An 18,347-nucleotide genomic window follows, 5' to 3' on the forward strand; every position below is an offset into this window, starting at 1 on the left:
AGTATAAGAGCCAGAAGAACTCCTTTTTTGGTGTAGCCATCAAATCCCCCTTAAACTTATTCATTATGTCCTACTTACCACAGTTCTTTAAACTGGAAACAGAATCAATCTTCAGTTCTCGCCCCCTTATATTGAAGACTTACTATTTTTTATAAATCAATTTATACATTAGAAAAACAATAAATAGGCCAATGATGAGTACAACACTTCCACCAAGTGGAGCACAAGTTCCCTTTCCTCCCATTACACAAATTTGAGGAGTTTCTGATTTTAGAAATTCAATAAAATCGTTCATATATCACCTCATAATCTAAATGGCTTACTCCAGAATCCTGCCCGTTTGTTGAATAACGTCAAATTTGTATTTAATTACAATTTTAGCATATTATCCAACATTAATTTTAAAAAATCTTGATCACCTTCCGCATTTTAACAAAAAATCACATTATTAAAATGATAGGTAATATGCAGGTCAATCTGCAAACATACAAGGGGTTTTCTGTAGGGTTACAAATTCATATGTAAATGGTCATCCGATTTAACGTTCTATTTGTTCAATAATCCTTATTCATAAACAAAAATAGTGCCTCAAATTGCTATGCAATTCGGGGCACTATTTTAGTCAACATTTGTATTGTTTGTGATAATAACGAAACCCGTTAAGGACAGAAACGGTTTTTTATTTTTTAAACCTGTAGTAGTTTCTTGTTTTTTGCATTTCAAGGAGATGAAGCCCCTTCACCCAAGCCGTCAATCCAAACTGACTTACCTTGAAAGCTGGCCAGCACTTGTCTCATTTCCAATACTCATATTTTTGGTTATGAACAAATACAACACCATGGAAATGGTCACTGAAATCGCAGAAGCGATGTAAATTTCACTATATCCATACCACGACGCGATGACCCCAAAGAACATTGCCCCTGTACCTACCCCTAAATCAAAAGAAGAAAAGAATGTAGCATTAGCCATTCCTCTACGGTTCTTAGGTGCGGATTGTACAGCCCAGGCTTGAAGTGCCGGCTGGACAGAACCGAATCCTACACCGAAAAAGAGAGCTGCAGCGATCAGCATCCATTCATTTGCCAATAGAGATAAATCAATCATCGCAAGCAAAATTAAAAATGTTCCTGGTAAGAAGACAGCTTTATGCCCTAAACGATCATAGAGCTTCCCGGAGAACGGGCGGACCATCATCAATGAGAAGGCAAATACAGTGAAGTACCAACCTATTCCGCTAATATTCAACTGCTCTGCATATAACGGAAGAAATGAGGTGATTCCTCCAAAAGCCATCGTTATGAAGAAAAGTAATAACGCTGGGACCAAAGCAGTCTTTTCATACAAATCCCATTTCCTTTGAGGTGCATGACTCTTCTCTCCTGGCCGATAATGGATAAGGGCCGCAATAATCAGAGATGCAAGTCCACAAAAAGCAGCGATCGCAAATGTAATTGAGAAATTCGCTTTGACTACCAACATCAAACCTAGAGCAGGTCCGAATGCCATTGCCAGAGTTCCAGCCAGGCCGAAGAAACCCATCCCCTCACCCCGTCGTTTAGGCGGGATCAAATCCGTGGCTATGGTACCGACAGCTGTGGTGGACATTCCCCAACCAAGTCCTTGTACGACTCGGAGTAAAAATAAAAGCAAGATGCTCGAGGTGAATGAATAGGCAGCTACTGAAACGACAAAGACTGCCAAACCGATCAAATAGACGAACCTACGACCAAGAGTCTCTAAAACATGCCCTGCCCATGGCCGGATGATGAGTGCAGAAAATGTAAAGATTCCAACGATCATTCCGATCATCTCATCTTTTCCGCCAAGTTCGTTGACGAATAAGGGTAATGTCGGCAATGTCATCTGGAACCCTGCAAAAATGAAAAAGTTTGATAAACAAACGAATACGAAATCGCGTGTCCATATTTTATCTTTTTGTAGATGAGACTGGTTCTTCATATCTTGTGATGCCTTCTTTCTAAAATAGGTACTTGTACCATCTTACACCATTATCCACTCAAATGGGTCTTTTCTGCTCAGAGCTGATACGAAAATCCTTTCTGATTGGGGTAACGTTGGGTAGCCCATACGATAAAAAACAGCAAAAAGAATGACCTTGAAAGGAATGTCTTCAAGGTCACTCAACAAGAGTTACTATTGAAAATTAGCCGTGTACCAGCTCTTCGCCTCATCGATTTCTTCTCTCATCAACTGATGTCCGCCTTTTGTCCAAAACTCGGTGACATCAGCATTGACATTTCGCAAGGCCTCCGCCAATTCTTTCGTTTCGTCCATCGGGATGAGAGGATCATTCTCACCTGCACCTATGAAAACCGGCGTTCCCTCTAATCCCGGTAGCTGTACATCCCTAAGCGGCACCATCGCGTGGAAAAGGATGGCACCTGCTAAGGCATCTTCATAATGATACATCAGACTTGCAGCAATGTTCGCACCATTCGAATAACCAATGGCAACAACTTTATCTCTAGCGAAACCATATTTAGAAGCCATCTCATCAATAAATACGTTCAATTCATCAGTACGGTACTTCAAATCTTCCTCATCAAATACACCTTCACGTAGCCTTCTGAAGAAACGAGGCATACCATTTTCTGAGACATTTCCCCTTACACCTAATATTGAAGCACTACGTGCAATCATATCGGCAAGAGGCAACAAATCCCTTTCATTCCCTCCTGTGCCGTGTAACAATAATAATGTCGGGGCGTGTTGATCCTTTCCTTCTATATATACATGTTCCATGATCCACCTCCAAGTGCGAATTCTATTTTTTCGTTTCCAATGGCTTCAAACCGGCTTCGATCTCTGCCCGGTCTTGTTCAAAGTAAGGAGGCAGGGCTAAGCTTTCCCCAAGATGATCAAATTCCTCATCGCCTTCAAATCCGGGGCCATCTGTTGCTAGTTCGAACAAAATACCGTTTGGTTCTCTGAAGTATAAAGATTTGAAGTAGTAACGTTCTACAAAACCTGAATTTGGAATCCTTAATTCTTTCAGGTAGTTGATCCATTTTTTCAATTCTTCTTCACTTTCGACGCGGAAAGCAACATGGTGGACACTTCCCCGTCCTTGACGTTCCGGTTGTAAGTCATCGCGATGGACTAGATGGACTTCTCCCCCTGTTCCACCTTCCCCTGTTTCATACACATGGACATCATTTTTCTTTCCAGATGCATAAGTTCCTTTTTTTATGAACCCGAGGACATTAATCAATAGCGTTTCAGATAATTCCAGTTTCGGTACTGTCAAAAAGATCGGACCAAGACCTTGAATACCATACTCTGCGGGGACGGGGCTCTTATCCCATGGTTTCCCCGGGGCAACGCCATCATTGTTTTCATCAGACACTAACAGGAGGCGTTGACCTTCAAAATCTTGAAATGCCAATGTTGCACGATCATATTCTTTTGTAACTTCATCATGTTCGACTCCATAATCATCAAATCGTTTTTTCCAAAAGTCTAATGCTTCATCGCTAGGTACACGAAGCGAAGTCGTTGAAATACTATTTGTTCCAGGATAGGTGCTTCCAGCCATCGGAATTTCAAAAAAGGTGAGGTCAGTACCCGGATTTCCCCTTTCATCTGCGTAAAACAAATGATAAACAGAAGGATCATCCTGGTTGATCGTTTTTTTGACAAGCCTCATACCTAGGATGTTCGTATAAAATTCATAATTCTTTTTGGCATCGCCAGTGATTGCTGATACGTGATGAATTCCTTTTAAAGGTTTTCGATCCATTTAGAACACTCCAATCTTTATATACTTATTAATAGTAAGTTACTTAATACTATTGTACATCTTTAATAACCGGATTAAAACTTTTATGCTTAGGATGTGAAGTAAGTACCTTTTTTCTTTACCTCTCAATGATTTTCATTGTCCAATCTACGATATCTTTCGTGCAATCTACGACAAATTCCTGACCGCGGGCAACAGACTGGAAGTACTGATCTTTCCAACTTGTCGGTTTATGGTAGCTTATTTCGACCTCTTTAAAGCATTCAGGCAACGCCCAACAGGATTTGTTCATACCTTTTTTCGTCAATACCTGTCTTTTATCGTATTTAAACGTCCCATACCCAGAAAGTCTTTTATTCCAGCTAAGATTCTGACTTCCTACATAAATCGTGTTCCCTTTGCTTTTCCTTTTGAGGGGTGTGCAATGGGGATGCCTTTTCAACCAATCAGGTACTCGAGTGGTGGAGTCTACTTGAAAGATGTCTTCGATTTGTAAGTACCCATAAATAATATGTCTGCCGTTGCGGTCGTTGGGATCAAAGACAATCTTGTTTTCCTTTTGGATCGTTTTACGGAACCACCCGAAAAACAAAAATACATCTCCAGGCTCTACTCCCTGGTTTTCTAAATGTTTTTGCGCACCACCGCTTTGACCAAAAGTACCTCTCCAATCATCTGTTCGAGTCATGACATTTGCATCTATATCAGGATCTAAGTGACAACAGCTCTGTGGTATTAGTTCAATCCACTTCTTTCCTATTTTTATCGTCTTTTTCATTGTGTGCATTTGTTTATAAAATGATGAATCATTAATGATAAGGTCACCGTAACTAATTGAACTTTCCTGATCAGGTATTGGCAAGGAAAGTAGCGTGCCATCCGGCAATATAGGACTTGGATACCCACCGGCTGATGAATCAAACCCTTTCCTGCTGAGAATGATCTTCAAGACTCCACCTCAATTCGTACAAGATTCATTACCTTTCACTTTAAACAGTAACAACCACTTTTCCTTCTTACAAATGATAAATAGTTCCAATAAAGACCTCGACCGAAGACTTGTACGAGGGGCATTAAGAAATGATGAATTGAATATCTTTGTTTTATGAAGATGGTTCGCTATTGGAAAGTATTGGAAGGGTGATGGAATCATGATGAATTATTTGCCTCCCTATTACACACCCTCACAGTTGATTTCATGGATTCGAGGTGGTCTCCCTAAGCCGAAAAGACCCAAAACAGTCATCATCGCTGGTGCTGGGATGTCGGGACTTGTTGCAGGCTCATTACTAAAACAAGCTGGTCATAGCGTAAAAATAATTGAAGCTCGAAACCGGATTGGTGGTCGAGTCTATACGATTAGAAAACCATTTACCGACGGGCACTATTTTGAGGCTGGAGCAATGCGTATTCCGAATACACATTTTTTAGTTTTTGAATATATTAAGAAATTTGGATTAGAAATCAACCCATTCATCAATTCCACACCGAACGACCTCATCTACGCTAATGGTGTGAAGACAAGGTCTTTTTTTTATAAAAAACATCCAGATGTATTAAGATATCCTGTAGGACCAGGGGAACAAGGGAAAACAGATATGCAACTGACTCAATCCATTATGAATCCTCTTATTAATTTTCTCGAAAGAGATCCTATAAACAATTGGCAATTTGTAGTCCCGTTATTGGAAAAGTATTCATTTTCAACTTTTTTCCGCCACAACCCAGCTGGACCTAAGTTATCTGATGGAGCAATTGAAATGATCAAAGTCCTCTCGATTGTTGAGGGCTTACCAGAATTGTCTTTTCTAGAAATCCTCCGGGAGTATATAATCTTATTCAGTAAAGATATTTCTTTTTATGAGATTAAAGGGGGACTTGATCGGCTCCCTGAATCTTTTCTTCCACAACTTAATGAAAACATGTTTTTCAACCAAAAACTTAGAAGAATAGATCAAACAACCAACCAGGTAGTGTTTTCATGTATTGATACTAAAACAGGGCAATCAACTGAAATCCAGGGAGATTCAGCGATCGTCACCTTACCTTTTACTGTCCTGCAATTTGTCGATATCCAGCCGCGAGACTCCTTCTCTCACAACAAATGGAAAGCAATACGTGAGTTGCACTATGTTCCATCGACAAAAATCGGTTTACAGTTCAAAGATCGATTTTGGGAGCAACAAGGCCTTTATGGCGGAAAAACAGTCACTGATCTACCGATACGATTAGTCCATTATCCTAGTCATGATTTTAACAGTAAGAGTGGGGTTATCTTAGGAAGTTATACTTGGGAAGATGACGCACTAATCTGGACAGGTATGAGTGAACAAGAACGGATTCATGCTGCTCTGAAAAACCTGGCAGAAATTCATGGGAGAAACATTATCAAGGAATTTGAAACAGGAGCAGCTCACAGCTGGGTGCTGGATCCATATGCATCCGGAGCTTTCACTCTATTCAAGCCAGAACAAGAATCAGAATTAATGCCTTATTTATCTTCACCTGAAGGAAAAGTCCATTTTGCCGGAGAACATACTTCCCTTCCCCATGGTTGGATACAAGGTGCAATCGAATCAGGTTTAAGGGCTGCCATTGAAGTGAATGAGGGGGGCTAGTATCATAATTGTTGTCAGCATAGAAAACAGTCATTTAATATGTACAAGTTGAATAGTGCAAAAAAGACTGGCTCAGGAAATGCTCCTTCCAATTCATGTTGGAAGTATGCGACATGCCTGAGCCAGTCTCATTATCCTCATTATTTCAATAACCATGATTCCATAGTAGTTTCCCGGATTTATTTTCATAATCCAATTCGACATGGAAATTGTGTTTTTTATAAAAGTGCAAGAGACGATCAACATGGTCCCAATCTCTTTCTGCAATATCACCAGTAATATAAGGGATATTATTATCCTTGGCGATTTCTTTCAGATAGTTCAAGCATATGGAACCATACCCTTTGTTGGCAGGTCCTTTAATATCTCCAATATGGATTCGATCATGCTCGGGATAATACGCTTGAACTGAATAGTCCCATACCCCTTTAAATGCACTCTCACAATCATTCAACATGATGTTGCATCGTTTCTTTTCTTCCGATTTATAGACAATGACTAAGTTCTCATCTTTCGTTTGATCGATTCCTACTACATCCCACTTCTTCGCAATCCGTTTCATATCTTCCTGCATCCGGAATACTTGAAATTCAAGTTCTTCAAGATCCATTGTACTTTCGTTGGAAAATGGTTGTCGTAGTGTTAATGACATTGTTATCTCCTTCCTTATTTTAATATCTATTGAAGTGTTTTAATAGTCTAATTTTCCTGGTTTGGTGCACACAATTTTCCATTCTACAAGAGGTTGATCATTTTTTCAAATGGCTCTGCAACTTGCGACATGTTCCAAACAAAATAAAAAAGGCTTGCCACACTTTTGGGGGCAAGTCCTTTTGATAGTATATAGGCTATTGATCATCATCAAGTGCTCTTAGCGCAAGGGTTTGGATCACGGCATCGTCCATAGGAGGATTGTGTAAACCAGCACGTACATCCCGATAGTACCTTTCAAAGTTTGAGGACTTCGATAACCCTCTTCCACCCACGATCCTCATTGCTAGATCAACAACTTTATTGGCAGTATTCGTTGCAATTGTTTTTACAGATGCTAATTCTGGACCGAGTTTCATTCGTTCTTCAGGATATCGATCCCACTTCTCTGCTATAGCATACATGAAGTGTCTGGCATTCAACAGCTCAAGATCCATTTGTCCGATTTTTTCTCTTACATGTGAGACTTCAGAAATGGTAGTCTGCAAACTGTTAGGCTGATAATTTTTCGCAAATTCAATAGCTTCGTTCCGAGCGGCAATGGCAATGCCAAGGTAACATGCAGGTATGTGCAATAACCAACCTTTAGGTAGAGGATTTCTTCGTTTATCGGATTTTCGTTCTACAAGTCTTGCGGAGTCGACTTGAACATCTGTAAGTACGAGATCGTCGCTTCCTGTCCCACGCATCCCTAGCGTATCCCATGTATGATCGACAGACACTCCAGGTTGTTCTTTATCGATGAGGAACCATGCAATTTCATCGGATTCTTCGATATATGCTGAAACGAGAAAATAATTTAAAACATCCGCCATCGTTGTGAATGATTTACGACCATTGATCGTATAACCGATTTCACTTTTTATAGCCTTTGTTTCAGGAATACCACCTCTAGTTGGGCTGCCTGTAGCAGGCTCAGTAGCTGCACGGTTTATCGTTTTTTTATGATTAGCGACTTCGGAACATAGCCATTCAAATGCAGCAGGCTCCCACAGGCTTTCATCTCGGATTTCCATGATGATACCAAGATGCCATCCAATAGATAGGGCTACAGAGGCATCTCCCTCAGCAAGTTTTTCTTGTAAAAGGACGAACTCATAAAGAGATAGACCTTCTCCCCCTGATTCTTTCGGGAGAGACAATGATACATAATTCGATTTCTTCAAATCCTCTAAATTCTCAAGGGAAAAGGTTCCTTTCCTGTCCGTTTCCGAAGCTCTTTTATGGATTTTACCTGCAAGTTGTTCAGATAGCTTGAATAAATGACTCTGTCGTTTAGTTTTGATAAAAGGTTCATATACATCCCACATCAGCATTCACTCCAACGTTCATAATAATCAAATCGTACTAAACATGTCGGATTTATTTCAACTTCTATGTACTGAATGATAGAACCTTTCAGTTGATAGTTAGTTTGACGCTCTTCTCTCATCTGATAATTCAGTGAGGTAATTACGTTTCAATAAATATCTTAAATGTTGGACAGGCATGGAACCATAGCCTTGTTGGTTCCCCAGATTAAAGGAAACTACACTTCTATGATGAGAGGTGATCTTAAGAGTTTTTGCAGAATTGAAGTTACCTGATGCATGATCCATGATTTGATAAACAGTTCCATCTTTAATGTTCATTGAAAGTCTCCTTAGATTCTTTTTCTTTATTATTGGCATTATGTAAAATTTTTATCGTTCCTAATCAACATTAAAGTGGAAAAATAGTCAATAAAATAACCATTTGAAACGTGCTCATTCCAAATGGTTCATACTTTCAGTTTAAGGTCGTCCAGTTCTTTTTCTTTATTCCTTTCTCCTTCATGATATGCTAGTTCCAAATACATGGATACAAGTTGTTTCACTTTCTTATCCACCCCTAACAGATCAAGATGATCCATACATTTACTTCGGGTATTGATTGGGACCAATTCATTTATCACACGCAGTTCACATCCATTCTTTGACATGCAAAACAACATCATTCTTGTAGAAAATTTGTGAAAAATAGCATTTATTTCTGAAGAAGTTGTTTATGTTCCTAGTATGAAGGTTAGTCCATAATAATAATACCCTTTCGCCTAAACTTCTCATGCTTCGACAATAAAATTTTTTCTAAACATCATATACAAAATATAAAGAAAACTTGAACTTTGCCAAGCCTTAGTAGCCTTTATATTGAAGGAAATATTTGTACTTCCTTCAATATAAAAAAGTCGGGACTCTGTCATCCCGACTCTTTTTATTTGAATATTTCGTTTAACCTACTAATTCGTCCTTCTTCTTATCTTGATCTCCCCAGCATTCAGTATTATGAATACCGAGTTTCTTAGGATTGAAAGTAGGATCTTTACCTTCCTTACGCTGCATTTCATAATCTTGAAGGACTTTGAAGGCAATTTTACCAAGCAAAGCGATTCCTACCAGGTTGATCAATGTCATAAAGGCCATGAACAGATCAGCAAGGCTCCATACGAAAGCTAATGGTAATACTGCCCCGACCATTACCATAGCCATTGTTCCTAAACGGTATACGAAAATGGCTGGTTTGCTTTCCTTGATGAATTCGATATTCGTTTCACCATAGTAGTAGCTTCCAATAATCGAACTGAACGCGAATAGGAAGATTGCTATAGCAATGAATATACTTGCAGCTCCACCGATGTGATCACCTAGTGAATCTTGCAGCAACTGGATTCCTGCAGTGTCTCCAGAAGAATAAATACCAGACATCAAGATGATGAATGCTGTAGCGGAACAAACAATGATTGTATCCAAGAAAACACCAAGTGTTTGGATGAATCCTTGCTTCGCAGGATGGGAAACACTTGCTGTAGCTGCGGCGTTCGGTGCACTACCCATACCAGCTTCGTTAGAGAATAGTCCACGTTTTACACCATTCATGATTGCTGCACCAATTCCCCCACCGACAGCCTGTTCAAGTCCGAATGCACTTTTTACGATAAGTGCGAACATAGCCGGAATCTGTCCGATGTTAAGTGCTAAAACAATAAGTGCAATGATGATGTAAAGAACTGCCATGATCGGAACGACGACTGCAGAAACATTTGCAATACGTTGAACTCCTCCGAAAATAACCAATCCTGTAAGTACTGTAATGATGATTCCAACAACCGCTCCATTTAAACCAAAAGCATTAGCGTATGCTTCAGAAATCGTATTACTTTGTACCGAGTTGAAAATAAGTCCGAATGTTACAGCGATCAAAACAGCAAAAAGAATACCTAACCATCTTTTCCCGAGACCTTTTTCAATATAATAGGCTGGTCCGCCACGGAAAGCTGTTTTGTCTTTTACTTTGTACACTTGTGCTAACGTACTCTCAACGAAACTCGTCGCTCCACCTACAAGTGCAACGATCCACATCCAGAATACCGCACCTGGTCCTCCAAGGCCGATTGCCACTGCAACACCGGCTAAGTTCCCTGTTCCGATCCTTGTTGCTGCACCAATACAGAAAGATTTGAATGAAGAAATACTTTTTCCATCTTGAATTGTGGATTTTTCAAATAGGACTCGTCCCATCTCACCTAAGTATCGGAATTGCACGAATCTTGTAGCTATCGTGAAATATAGACCTAGGCCGAGCAATCCAGCTATAAGAACATACCCCCATAAATAACCGTTTAAAGTTCCTACGATACTTTCTAACACATTACCTAACCCCTTTTCATTTTTTATTTTTTCTGAATATTTGCTCAAGAACAATTATATGTTCAAGGTAAAAATATTGCAACAATTTTCTGCATTATCCTACAAACAGGCTGAAGTGGTAAAAACTGGGCTTACTCTGATTTTTCTTATCATATCAGTAGTTAGCAAGGTTCAATTTACGAAAATGATGCTAGTAATTTAGGGTGAAAAAAATATAGACCTACCTAGGAAATAAGTCCTTTTCCCTTTTAGAGAATTCGTAATTATCCAAATTTTTTGGGGATATCTCCTGAGCACACATAAAAGAGGCTCCTCCAAAGGAAAAGCCTCTAATAAATCACTTATAAACCTTTTTGCAACCTTTTATATTGGTATTGGCTCCATTTATAGCGAATAAAACAACCTACACAGAATCCTAATATCGCTACAAATGAGGCGATTGCGACGAAAAGTGAAGCAATATGGCCAATAATGACCATGCCCATTAGATAACTTCCGAAAGCAATTGTCAGAAGTATGGTTGCAATCCATTGGTTGAATTTCTGTTGTTGTTTGTCTTCAGCAATATACTTTGAATATGGACGTTTAAGAAACAATTTAGCAAATTCCATGATAGGATTGTATTTTAACAACAGTCCAGATAATCCACTTAAGAGTGGTATCAGAAGGATCCATTCTACACCACTGATCCATACACTAAGAACAGATGAAAATAATACCCATTGATTTGTTCGAACTAACGGTCTTGGTATTGTTTGGTTCGTCTCGCCCATGTTAAATCCGACCTTTCCCATAAGAATGATATACTTATGATAAATGTATTCAAGACAAATGTGAAATGTTTTGGATTATTTTTCAGTCCCTCAGCTCGAGTTGCCCGATTTTTTCGTAAGTAGATAATTCGTGAGCAACCATTTTACTCCTTGATAACGAATAAATCGTATCCTGGATATACAGAAGACGTTGGATCTCCGTTTCCCATTGATCAAATCGTTTCTCCCCTTCTGTTTGCTTGTGAGAGAGTTTTGCTGCCAAGTTGAAACCTTCCTTCATGTCAATGTTATAGACCATCGCACCTTGGAATGAATTTTCAAGGTGCGCTTTCCCTTCTTCGTAATTATAGATATGGATAGGAAAAGCAAAAATATTTCGTTGTTTATCAAATAACAGCGATTTATGATCATGATTAAGTGGTGAATAGGTTCCATTCCCTTTGATGATTTCTGTGTGTTTTTCTATAGGATTGTTCATATCACTGACATCGAAAATCGACATTTTGAGGCCGTCCGTTTGAACGAATGGTTCACTTTCGGAAGAGTTCTCAACTAATTTTGTATTTTGTCCAAATCCAATAAGATGATTTTCATCGTATGGATGTAGATAATTACTGAAACCTGGTATTTTAAGTTCACCTTTCACTTTTGGTTTTGTTGGGTTGCTGGCGTCAATGACGAACAAAGGATCTACTTGTTTGAACGTTACGATGTAGATACGGTCTTGCATGAATCGTGCAGAATATATCCGTTCACCTTGTGCAAGATCAGTTATCTCCCCTGTTTTTCTTAATTTCTCATCAAATATGAACAAATGATTAGATGATGGTTTATCATCATTCCACATATTCCCGCTTGTAGTAGCCACTCGGAAATAACCTTTGTATTCATCCATTGAAAATTGATTTAATATCATGCCCTCAATTTCAGTCGAATTCTTGAATTCAACAGCATCTTCATTGATAGTGAATTTATAAACTGCGGTATCAGGAGAAAATTCAACTCTCGAATCTGTTGTAAGATCCGGATACGTGTTGACTGCAATAAAAATGTTTTCCTTGGACATATATAATTGATTTCCGCTTCCTAAATAAGTGGTGAACCGCGCTTTTTTCTTTGGTTTGTCTATAGGAATAGATGAAATGATAGTAAAGTTGGTATCTTTCGAATCGGAAAAGTAATTGATTTTCCCGTAGTCGATATATCTTGAACCATCGTTATCCGCACTATCCCTCACTTTCGGTCTGAGGTCGATATCTTGATCCTTATCCTTCATTTCTGCTAAAGGCCAGTAGTCAGGGTGATGATTGGCAATCAAGTACAGATAGTCATTTGATCGACGTGCAGTTAAATAGGAGCCTTCAATTTCCACTTCCCTTTCCAATACAGGTTCAGAACGATGTTTTATATCATAAATGTAAGCTTTTAATGTGTGATGTACCGGTAGTAACGAAGTGTCTTTAGCAGATGGTCCACTATCCCGGATTGCTTGCATTTCATTTACACTGTGCCCGATAACGACTAAGTGGTCTTTATATAATATCAATTCCTGTGGAGAGAATTCATGCTCCTTGAAGGTGATTGCCGCTACCTTCTTCATTTCACTGGCTGGAAATGCCTTCGTTATGATAACCCTGTCTTGGAGGACTTGGTATACATATTTGCCATCATTCTTAACGATATCGGCTTCATCCACCCCATCTACCTGAACATTCGTTTCTGAAAAATCTCCAGCTCCGCTGCTATCAGCTTTTGCACTGGCACTTGCATCCGAAGACTCTTCTGTAGCTATAGCATCCCCACGTGAGAATAGACGTGTCTTTTGTTTATTTTCTCTGATTGCTTGCAAAAAGTATTCGTTTAATTTCTCTTTCGATCCGATTACAGGTAAGGTTCGCTCCACAATGAATTTCATAGGTGGGATTTCTTTTATTTTTCTCCCTTTGGTTGAACGAATACCATTTTCAACATGGAGTGTAAAATAAGTACTTGAAAGATTGTAACCTGTTCTTGGTGGTTGGATCAGAACAGTTCGTTGATCATCATCAATAGTAAGAGACACATTTTGTCTCTTGCCATCAGAATCTGTGACATAAATATTATCCTCTTTGAGTGTTTTGATATCGATCTTCTTGGAAAAGTGGATTTTCCACGTTTTATTTTGCAATACAACGGGTGTTTCTTGATTCTCATCCCAGGCGTTCAATACTTTAGGTTGATTAGTCCAATAAAAAGAACCAATTGCGATTATTACAAGCAAACCAGTTAATAACCACCACTTTTTCATTTGCCTGCCCCCTTTTTCCTAAAGACGTATGAAACTGAAAAAAGGTTACAAATTCCAATTCCTTTTCATCTTCCTTTCTTTTTGGTACGTTTAAGATGGTTACAAAGAAAGGATGTGTATGAATGATTCCATCCAGGTTATTGGTAATTGGCGCAGGTCGTATGGCTGAAGCGATTGTTTCCGGTTTAAAATCTACAAAAGAACCATTTTTTTCTTCCATTACGATAGCGAATCGATCTGACAGGCAACGTCTGGACAAATTAGCTTCTACATATAAGGTTGAAATAACTCGAAATTGGAAAGAATCAATGTCATCGTTTGATGTAGTCTTGTTGGCAGCTCCCCCAGATGCACATGATAGCTTGTTCTCCGAGTTATCGAGTTGTATGGCCGGCCAACTCGTTATCACAGTAGCCGCGGGCATCGATCCTTCTACTATGGAAGCCAATCTGCCCGCAGGCACTCCTGTTTGTTGGATGATGCCTAACACTGCAGCTTTAGTAGGAAAATCAATGACTACTTTTGCATGTGGGAAAAATATCAATCAATCTCACCGGCATGTGATTGAACAGATATTAAGCGCAATTGGAGAGTATGAAGAATTGTCAGAAGATCAAGTCCATGATTTGACTGCGATAACAGGAAGTGCTCCTGCCTTCCTCTATTTATTTTCTGAAGCATTAGAAGAAGTAGCGGTCAATTATGGAGTAACAAGTGAACAAGCTCAGCGGCTAGTTACCAAAATGATTGCAGGTTCAGCTTCTATGCTTGAAACAGGGACGTCTGCAGAAACATTAAGAAATCAGGTCACAACCCCAGGTGGTTCTACTGCAGCAGGTGTTAAAGTTTTGGAGAAACACAATATGAAAAATATCCTCAAAGAAGCAGTCAAAGCTACGAATCAACATGCGAGGGGAAAATAGGATGTTAAGATTGGAAGGGAAATCAATTTTTACACCGAAAACGAATATAGGAAGATGAAATGAGGAGGTAAATAACTATGGGAATTCTAGATGGACTGATGGGAAATGCATCAGAAGCAGATTTGCAAGCTGTTGAAAAAGACCTGGAAAATATCGTCACGGAAAATGAACGGATAGAGAAGGCTTTCAAAATAATTCGTGATTTAATCGTCTTTACTGACAAGCGCCTTATTTTGATTGATAAACAAGGAATGACTGGTAAGAAAATCGAGTACCATTCTGTCCCTTACCGAAGTGTTACTCATTATAGTGTAGAAACAGCTGGTACATTTGATATGGATGCAGAATTGAAGATTTTCATATCCAGTACAGCTCATCCGATTTCTAAACAGTTCCGCAAGGATAAGAGCATTTATGATGTTCAAAGAGCACTCGCAACGTATGTAAACCAATAGCTTACAAAGTGAAATGGGGCTGCCAATTTATAATTGGATCAGTCCCATTCTTTCATTACCCTTTAAGCCAGCCCGGCATAAACTCCGAAATTTAGCTTTGCCAAGTGTTCCTTATTCTGATTTGTTTCGTTCGATTTGTTTGTTGATGGCATCGGCTGTTTTGTCTACTGCATTCATTGCAGTGCTTTCAGTAGCTTCAATTGCATTTTCTACACTATCAAACGCAGTATCCGCTCCATCTTTGATGTTCTTGGCTGTGCGTTCTACAGCTTTTTGGTTTTGATTTCGTTTATGTGGCATCCTGATTCCTCCTTAATAGGGTTAGTATTAGGATGAAACCTGTAAACGAAATTATACATATCTTCAACTATAAAACAGTTTCCTTCTATTAATTAGCGACATCCCTTTTTGTGAACGCGTACCACGATGCAGCAATGAAGACACCTAAATATATACACAGGGTTATAATCGAACCTGTAAAAGTCATTTCTCTGAATAATGGTCGGTTTCCACTGAAAAATTGAGTAAGGTTCGTATTGGCAAAAAGGATGTATTTCCCCCAGCTAATCTGATAATGAGCAAGCACTTCAACAAACGTCCTGCCTGTCAAAATCAAGAATATAGAGGTACCGGTCGCAATCACACTGCTTCTGAATACAGTGGAGAGTGTGAAGGCAAATGTCGACATGACTGAAATCTCAACGAAAGTCGTCATATATCGTAAAAAGATATTCCTCACGTTATCAAAATCCCCTGCGAAATCAGAGATTCCAAAAAAGACAAATCCGTACAAAAAAGCAAATATCGCATAACCCACCAATAGATAAACTCCAACTAGCAAGACAGTCAAGTACTTGGATAACAGGACTTTTGATCGTTGCGCCGGTCTTATTAAAAGAAATTTGATCGTTCCCCAATCATATTCATTTGCAACGATTGATCCTGCAATGATGACAGATACGAATTGTAACAAGAACAAGAAATTCGTACTAAAAACGAAATAATCAGCGAAGCTTTCATTATCGCCAGAGGACGATAAGATGTTCTTCGTCATTAAGGCAAGCAAAAGACACCCAATGGCAAAAATCAAAACAAGAACTTGATTTCCCTTTTTATAAAAAATCTTGATGTGTTCGTTACGGATCAAATTAAACATCATTGGAAGGTTCCTCCGTTGCTTCAAAAAACGCCTCTTCAAGCGTTTGATGCTTTGCTGTTATGGAATATATCTTGATACCTTCATTCACAAGGTTTTCTACAACATGAGGAATATCCTGTTTGCTTACCATGACATCTATACCAAGACCATCAGCTTCAGCTTCAACATTCATATTTCTAAGGATATGTTTTGTTCTTTCTGCTGCATCCACCTTAAAACGGATCATGCTTGTTGATTGTTGTTCCTTATCATTCAGGTGCCTGACTTTCAATATTCTTCCTGATTGAATGATGGCAACTCGATCGCACAAATCTTCAATCTCACGGAGTAAATGACTTGCAATAATGATTGACACATTTTCCGTCTTGCTCAATGCCCTTATGTATTCACGAAATTCCCTCATTCCAAGAGGATCGAGTCCATTAGTCGGTTCATCCAGGATAAGCAGTTTTGGTTGATGTAAAATAGCTTGGGCAATACCCAGGCGTTGTCTCATCCCTAAAGAGTAAGTGCTGACTTTATCATATATTGCCTTACCTAAATTGACGATTCCAACCACTTCTTTGAGTCTATTTTCAGTTATCGTCGGATCCATTGCTGCATATTGTTGTAAATTTTGAAGTCCGCTCAAGTGTTCATAGAACTCAGGGTTCTCAACAATCGCTCCGATATGCTTGATGGCTTGGGTAAACTCCTTATTTAAATCATGTCCGTGGATTAAAATTTGTCCCTTATCTGCCTTCATCAATCCAACGATAATCCTGATCATCGTTGTTTTACCTGAACCATTCGGGCCCAATAAACCCATTATTTCACCATGATTCACTTCCAGCTCAACATCCGAAAGAATTTGATTTTTACCGATTGATTTATGAATATTTTGCAGTTTTAGAATTGGTTTGTTTTTCATGATTTCACCTATATTTATAATATATCCTTCTATAATTGGACGTTTCAGTAGCGAATAAGTTTCTACTGTTTTTGTTCTTATGGTTGATATCTATGAAGTGTCGATAACTTCATTTTAAATCAACAATATGCTAAGACAAATAAAAACACTTGGATAATAAACATCCAAGTGCCTATGTAGATTTTCGATTATAGGATCCTTATGACCAGATATCCCATTACCATTGCAATAAGAGCACTAAGTAAGCTCCCAATTAAATAATATTCTGAGAAGGCTTTGTTCTCGAATTGCTTGAATCTAGTCAATGATTTTACTGCAATCAAGAATGTCATACCATGAGGAATTCCTTGGACGATAAAGATGATGATCAACACACGTTCGACCATTCCGATGTACCTTCCAACATTTTTAGGGGAATCTTTAAAGAACTGCTCGGTCCTTATTCTAGTTACTTCGTTTACTTCTTCCCCTTTTTCATTATAAGATGTCTTTATTTCTGTCTTTTCGTCTGAAATACTATATTTATCTTTTGATAGTGTAGGATTGGGCCCTAGATCACTCAACAATATCCCAAGGAAATAACCTGAACCCGATGTCACCAGAATGAAAAGGATACTGATGAATAGAAACTTCGAAACATGTTCCGTTTCCGTTCCTTCAAACAAAAATTGTAAGATTCCAAATGCAATGTCAGTTGAAGAGTAAGAAATTAAGCCTGTCATATTCAAAATCACGATGATTGATAATACATGGATGAGTTGATCGAATAAAAATAACGTTGAAATTATGATTACATTGTCGTTTTTCTTTTTGATCGACTCTTTCACCCAATCAACGAGATAGTGTGTGATCAGAATGAAAACGATGCTTGTCGTAATTTTAAATAAGGATACCTCTGTAACTCCTCCAACAACCAGGTAATAGATTAATCCAGCGAACACCATAACGATGAAATGGGTGGATATATGTCTCATCAAGCCTTTATGCAATTTTCTTTTTTTTAGTTCGATCATAGAATTTTTCTGGAGCACGAAATCCGCAATGAAATGGGCTAAGATGAATAGTAGGAGTAGTTGAAACATA

The 18,347-nt window shown here is 38.7% G+C and carries 18 protein-coding genes; 3 read left to right on the plus strand and 15 right to left on the minus strand.

Annotation, left to right across the window (positions count from 1 at the left end; translation table 11 throughout):
* Positions 1 to 765: 765 nt before the first annotated feature.
* The 4 genes from N8M93_RS18005 to N8M93_RS18020 all read right to left on the minus strand — a co-directional run bounded on the left by N8M93_RS18005 (position 766) and on the right by N8M93_RS18020 (position 4,712).
* Positions 766 to 1,962, minus strand: coding sequence for an MFS transporter (locus tag N8M93_RS18005; RefSeq protein ID WP_261134021.1), 1,197 nt, complete (start codon positions 1,960 to 1,962; stop codon positions 766 to 768).
* 195 nt (positions 1,963 to 2,157) lie between these two features.
* On the minus strand, positions 2,158 to 2,766 hold the full coding sequence (locus N8M93_RS18010) for an alpha/beta hydrolase (protein ID WP_261134022.1): 609 nt from the start codon (positions 2,764 to 2,766) through the stop codon (positions 2,158 to 2,160).
* Positions 2,767 to 2,788: 22 nt separating this feature from the next.
* Positions 2,789 to 3,763, minus strand: a complete 975-nt coding sequence (locus N8M93_RS18015) for a ring-cleaving dioxygenase (RefSeq protein ID WP_261134023.1) — start codon at positions 3,761 to 3,763, stop codon at positions 2,789 to 2,791.
* A 118-nt stretch (positions 3,764 to 3,881) separates the two neighbouring features.
* A complete protein-coding gene (locus tag N8M93_RS18020) occupies positions 3,882 to 4,712 on the minus strand; it encodes a hypothetical protein (RefSeq protein WP_261134024.1) in 831 nt (276 codons plus the stop codon).
* Positions 4,713 to 4,914: 202 nt separating this feature from the next.
* Here N8M93_RS18020 and N8M93_RS18025 point away from each other — a divergent pair, with 202 nt between their 5' ends.
* Complete coding sequence (locus N8M93_RS18025; RefSeq protein ID WP_261134025.1) at positions 4,915 to 6,381, plus strand: flavin monoamine oxidase family protein; 1,467 nt, start codon at positions 4,915 to 4,917, stop codon at positions 6,379 to 6,381.
* A gap of 145 nt (positions 6,382 to 6,526) precedes the next feature.
* Here N8M93_RS18025 and N8M93_RS18030 read toward each other — a convergent pair whose 3' ends face one another.
* The 7 genes from N8M93_RS18030 to N8M93_RS18060 all read right to left on the minus strand — a co-directional run bounded on the left by N8M93_RS18030 (position 6,527) and on the right by N8M93_RS18060 (position 13,817).
* The gene (locus N8M93_RS18030) at positions 6,527 to 7,033 is read right to left on the minus strand and encodes a hypothetical protein (protein ID WP_261134026.1); all 507 of its coding nucleotides are present in this window, start codon (positions 7,031 to 7,033) and stop codon (positions 6,527 to 6,529) included.
* A gap of 196 nt (positions 7,034 to 7,229) precedes the next feature.
* The gene (locus N8M93_RS18035) at positions 7,230 to 8,402 is read right to left on the minus strand and encodes an acyl-CoA dehydrogenase family protein (RefSeq protein ID WP_261134027.1); all 1,173 of its coding nucleotides are present in this window, start codon (positions 8,400 to 8,402) and stop codon (positions 7,230 to 7,232) included.
* A 99-nt stretch (positions 8,403 to 8,501) separates the two neighbouring features.
* The gene (locus tag N8M93_RS18040; RefSeq protein WP_261134028.1) at positions 8,502 to 8,723 is read right to left on the minus strand and encodes a hypothetical protein; all 222 of its coding nucleotides are present in this window, start codon (positions 8,721 to 8,723) and stop codon (positions 8,502 to 8,504) included.
* Between the two features lie 128 nt (positions 8,724 to 8,851).
* Entirely contained in the window at positions 8,852 to 9,052 is a 201-nt protein-coding gene (locus N8M93_RS18045; protein WP_261134029.1) for a hypothetical protein, read from the minus strand.
* A gap of 289 nt (positions 9,053 to 9,341) precedes the next feature.
* Complete coding sequence (locus N8M93_RS18050) at positions 9,342 to 10,757, minus strand: sodium:alanine symporter family protein (RefSeq protein WP_261134030.1); 1,416 nt, start codon at positions 10,755 to 10,757, stop codon at positions 9,342 to 9,344.
* Between the two features lie 341 nt (positions 10,758 to 11,098).
* Positions 11,099 to 11,530, minus strand: coding sequence for a DUF4395 domain-containing protein (locus N8M93_RS18055; RefSeq protein ID WP_261134032.1), 432 nt, complete (start codon positions 11,528 to 11,530; stop codon positions 11,099 to 11,101).
* A gap of 82 nt (positions 11,531 to 11,612) precedes the next feature.
* Positions 11,613 to 13,817, minus strand: coding sequence for a beta-propeller domain-containing protein (locus tag N8M93_RS18060; protein ID WP_261134034.1), 2,205 nt, complete (start codon positions 13,815 to 13,817; stop codon positions 11,613 to 11,615).
* Positions 13,818 to 13,939: 122 nt separating this feature from the next.
* Here N8M93_RS18060 and proC point away from each other — a divergent pair, with 122 nt between their 5' ends.
* Positions 13,940 to 14,740 (plus strand): pyrroline-5-carboxylate reductase, encoded by an 801-nt coding sequence (proC, locus tag N8M93_RS18065; protein ID WP_261134035.1) that lies wholly within the window; start codon positions 13,940 to 13,942, stop codon positions 14,738 to 14,740.
* A 77-nt stretch (positions 14,741 to 14,817) separates the two neighbouring features.
* The gene (locus N8M93_RS18070; protein WP_261134036.1) at positions 14,818 to 15,195 is read left to right on the plus strand and encodes a PH domain-containing protein; all 378 of its coding nucleotides are present in this window, start codon (positions 14,818 to 14,820) and stop codon (positions 15,193 to 15,195) included.
* Between the two features lie 111 nt (positions 15,196 to 15,306).
* Here the strand turns inward: N8M93_RS18070 and N8M93_RS18075 are convergent, their stop codons facing one another.
* The 4 genes from N8M93_RS18075 to N8M93_RS18090 form a co-directional block, all read right to left on the minus strand.
* Positions 15,307 to 15,495 (minus strand): hypothetical protein, encoded by a 189-nt coding sequence (locus tag N8M93_RS18075; protein ID WP_261134037.1) that lies wholly within the window; start codon positions 15,493 to 15,495, stop codon positions 15,307 to 15,309.
* Positions 15,496 to 15,583: 88 nt separating this feature from the next.
* Positions 15,584 to 16,354 (minus strand): ABC transporter permease, encoded by a 771-nt coding sequence (locus N8M93_RS18080; protein WP_261134038.1) that lies wholly within the window; start codon positions 16,352 to 16,354, stop codon positions 15,584 to 15,586.
* The gene (locus N8M93_RS18085; protein ID WP_261134039.1) at positions 16,344 to 17,264 is read right to left on the minus strand and encodes an ABC transporter ATP-binding protein; all 921 of its coding nucleotides are present in this window, start codon (positions 17,262 to 17,264) and stop codon (positions 16,344 to 16,346) included. Before N8M93_RS18085 ends, N8M93_RS18080 begins: the two co-directional genes overlap by 11 nt.
* Before the next feature lie 188 nt (positions 17,265 to 17,452).
* Entirely contained in the window at positions 17,453 to 18,346 is an 894-nt protein-coding gene (locus N8M93_RS18090) for a DUF3307 domain-containing protein (protein ID WP_261134040.1), read from the minus strand.
* Position 18,347: the final 1 nt, after the last annotated feature.

Source organism: Bacillus sp. Marseille-Q3570 (genome assembly GCF_946151055.1).
Classification (GTDB): domain Bacteria; phylum Bacillota; class Bacilli; order Bacillales; family Fictibacillaceae; genus Pseudalkalibacillus.

Excerpts from the sequence above, each read along its gene's own strand:
- N8M93_RS18055 (WP_261134032.1), bottom strand. The coding sequence starts at position 11,530 with ATGGGCGAGACGAACCAAACAATACCAAGACCGTTAGTTCGAACAAAT.
- N8M93_RS18080 (WP_261134038.1), bottom strand. The coding sequence starts at position 16,354 with ATGATGTTTAATTTGATCCGTAACGAACACATCAAGATTTTTTATAAA.
- N8M93_RS18070 (WP_261134036.1), top strand. The coding sequence starts at position 14,818 with ATGGGAATTCTAGATGGACTGATGGGAAATGCATCAGAAGCAGATTTG.
- N8M93_RS18015 (WP_261134023.1), bottom strand. The coding sequence starts at position 3,763 with ATGGATCGAAAACCTTTAAAAGGAATTCATCACGTATCAGCAATCACT.
- N8M93_RS18090 (WP_261134040.1), bottom strand. The coding sequence starts at position 18,346 with ATGTTTCAACTACTCCTACTATTCATCTTAGCCCATTTCATTGCGGAT.
- N8M93_RS18040 (WP_261134028.1), bottom strand. The coding sequence starts at position 8,723 with ATGAACATTAAAGATGGAACTGTTTATCAAATCATGGATCATGCATCA.
- proC (WP_261134035.1), top strand. The coding sequence starts at position 13,940 with ATGATTCCATCCAGGTTATTGGTAATTGGCGCAGGTCGTATGGCTGAA.
- N8M93_RS18010 (WP_261134022.1), bottom strand. The coding sequence starts at position 2,766 with ATGGAACATGTATATATAGAAGGAAAGGATCAACACGCCCCGACATTA.
- N8M93_RS18005 (WP_261134021.1), bottom strand. The coding sequence starts at position 1,962 with ATGAAGAACCAGTCTCATCTACAAAAAGATAAAATATGGACACGCGAT.
- N8M93_RS18025 (WP_261134025.1), top strand. The coding sequence starts at position 4,915 with ATGATGAATTATTTGCCTCCCTATTACACACCCTCACAGTTGATTTCA.
- N8M93_RS18035 (WP_261134027.1), bottom strand. The coding sequence starts at position 8,402 with ATGTGGGATGTATATGAACCTTTTATCAAAACTAAACGACAGAGTCAT.
- N8M93_RS18060 (WP_261134034.1), bottom strand. The coding sequence starts at position 13,817 with ATGAAAAAGTGGTGGTTATTAACTGGTTTGCTTGTAATAATCGCAATT.
- N8M93_RS18030 (WP_261134026.1), bottom strand. The coding sequence starts at position 7,033 with ATGTCATTAACACTACGACAACCATTTTCCAACGAAAGTACAATGGAT.
- N8M93_RS18075 (WP_261134037.1), bottom strand. The coding sequence starts at position 15,495 with ATGCCACATAAACGAAATCAAAACCAAAAAGCTGTAGAACGCACAGCC.
- N8M93_RS18045 (WP_261134029.1), bottom strand. The coding sequence starts at position 9,052 with ATGTCAAAGAATGGATGTGAACTGCGTGTGATAAATGAATTGGTCCCA.
- N8M93_RS18085 (WP_261134039.1), bottom strand. The coding sequence starts at position 17,264 with ATGAAAAACAAACCAATTCTAAAACTGCAAAATATTCATAAATCAATC.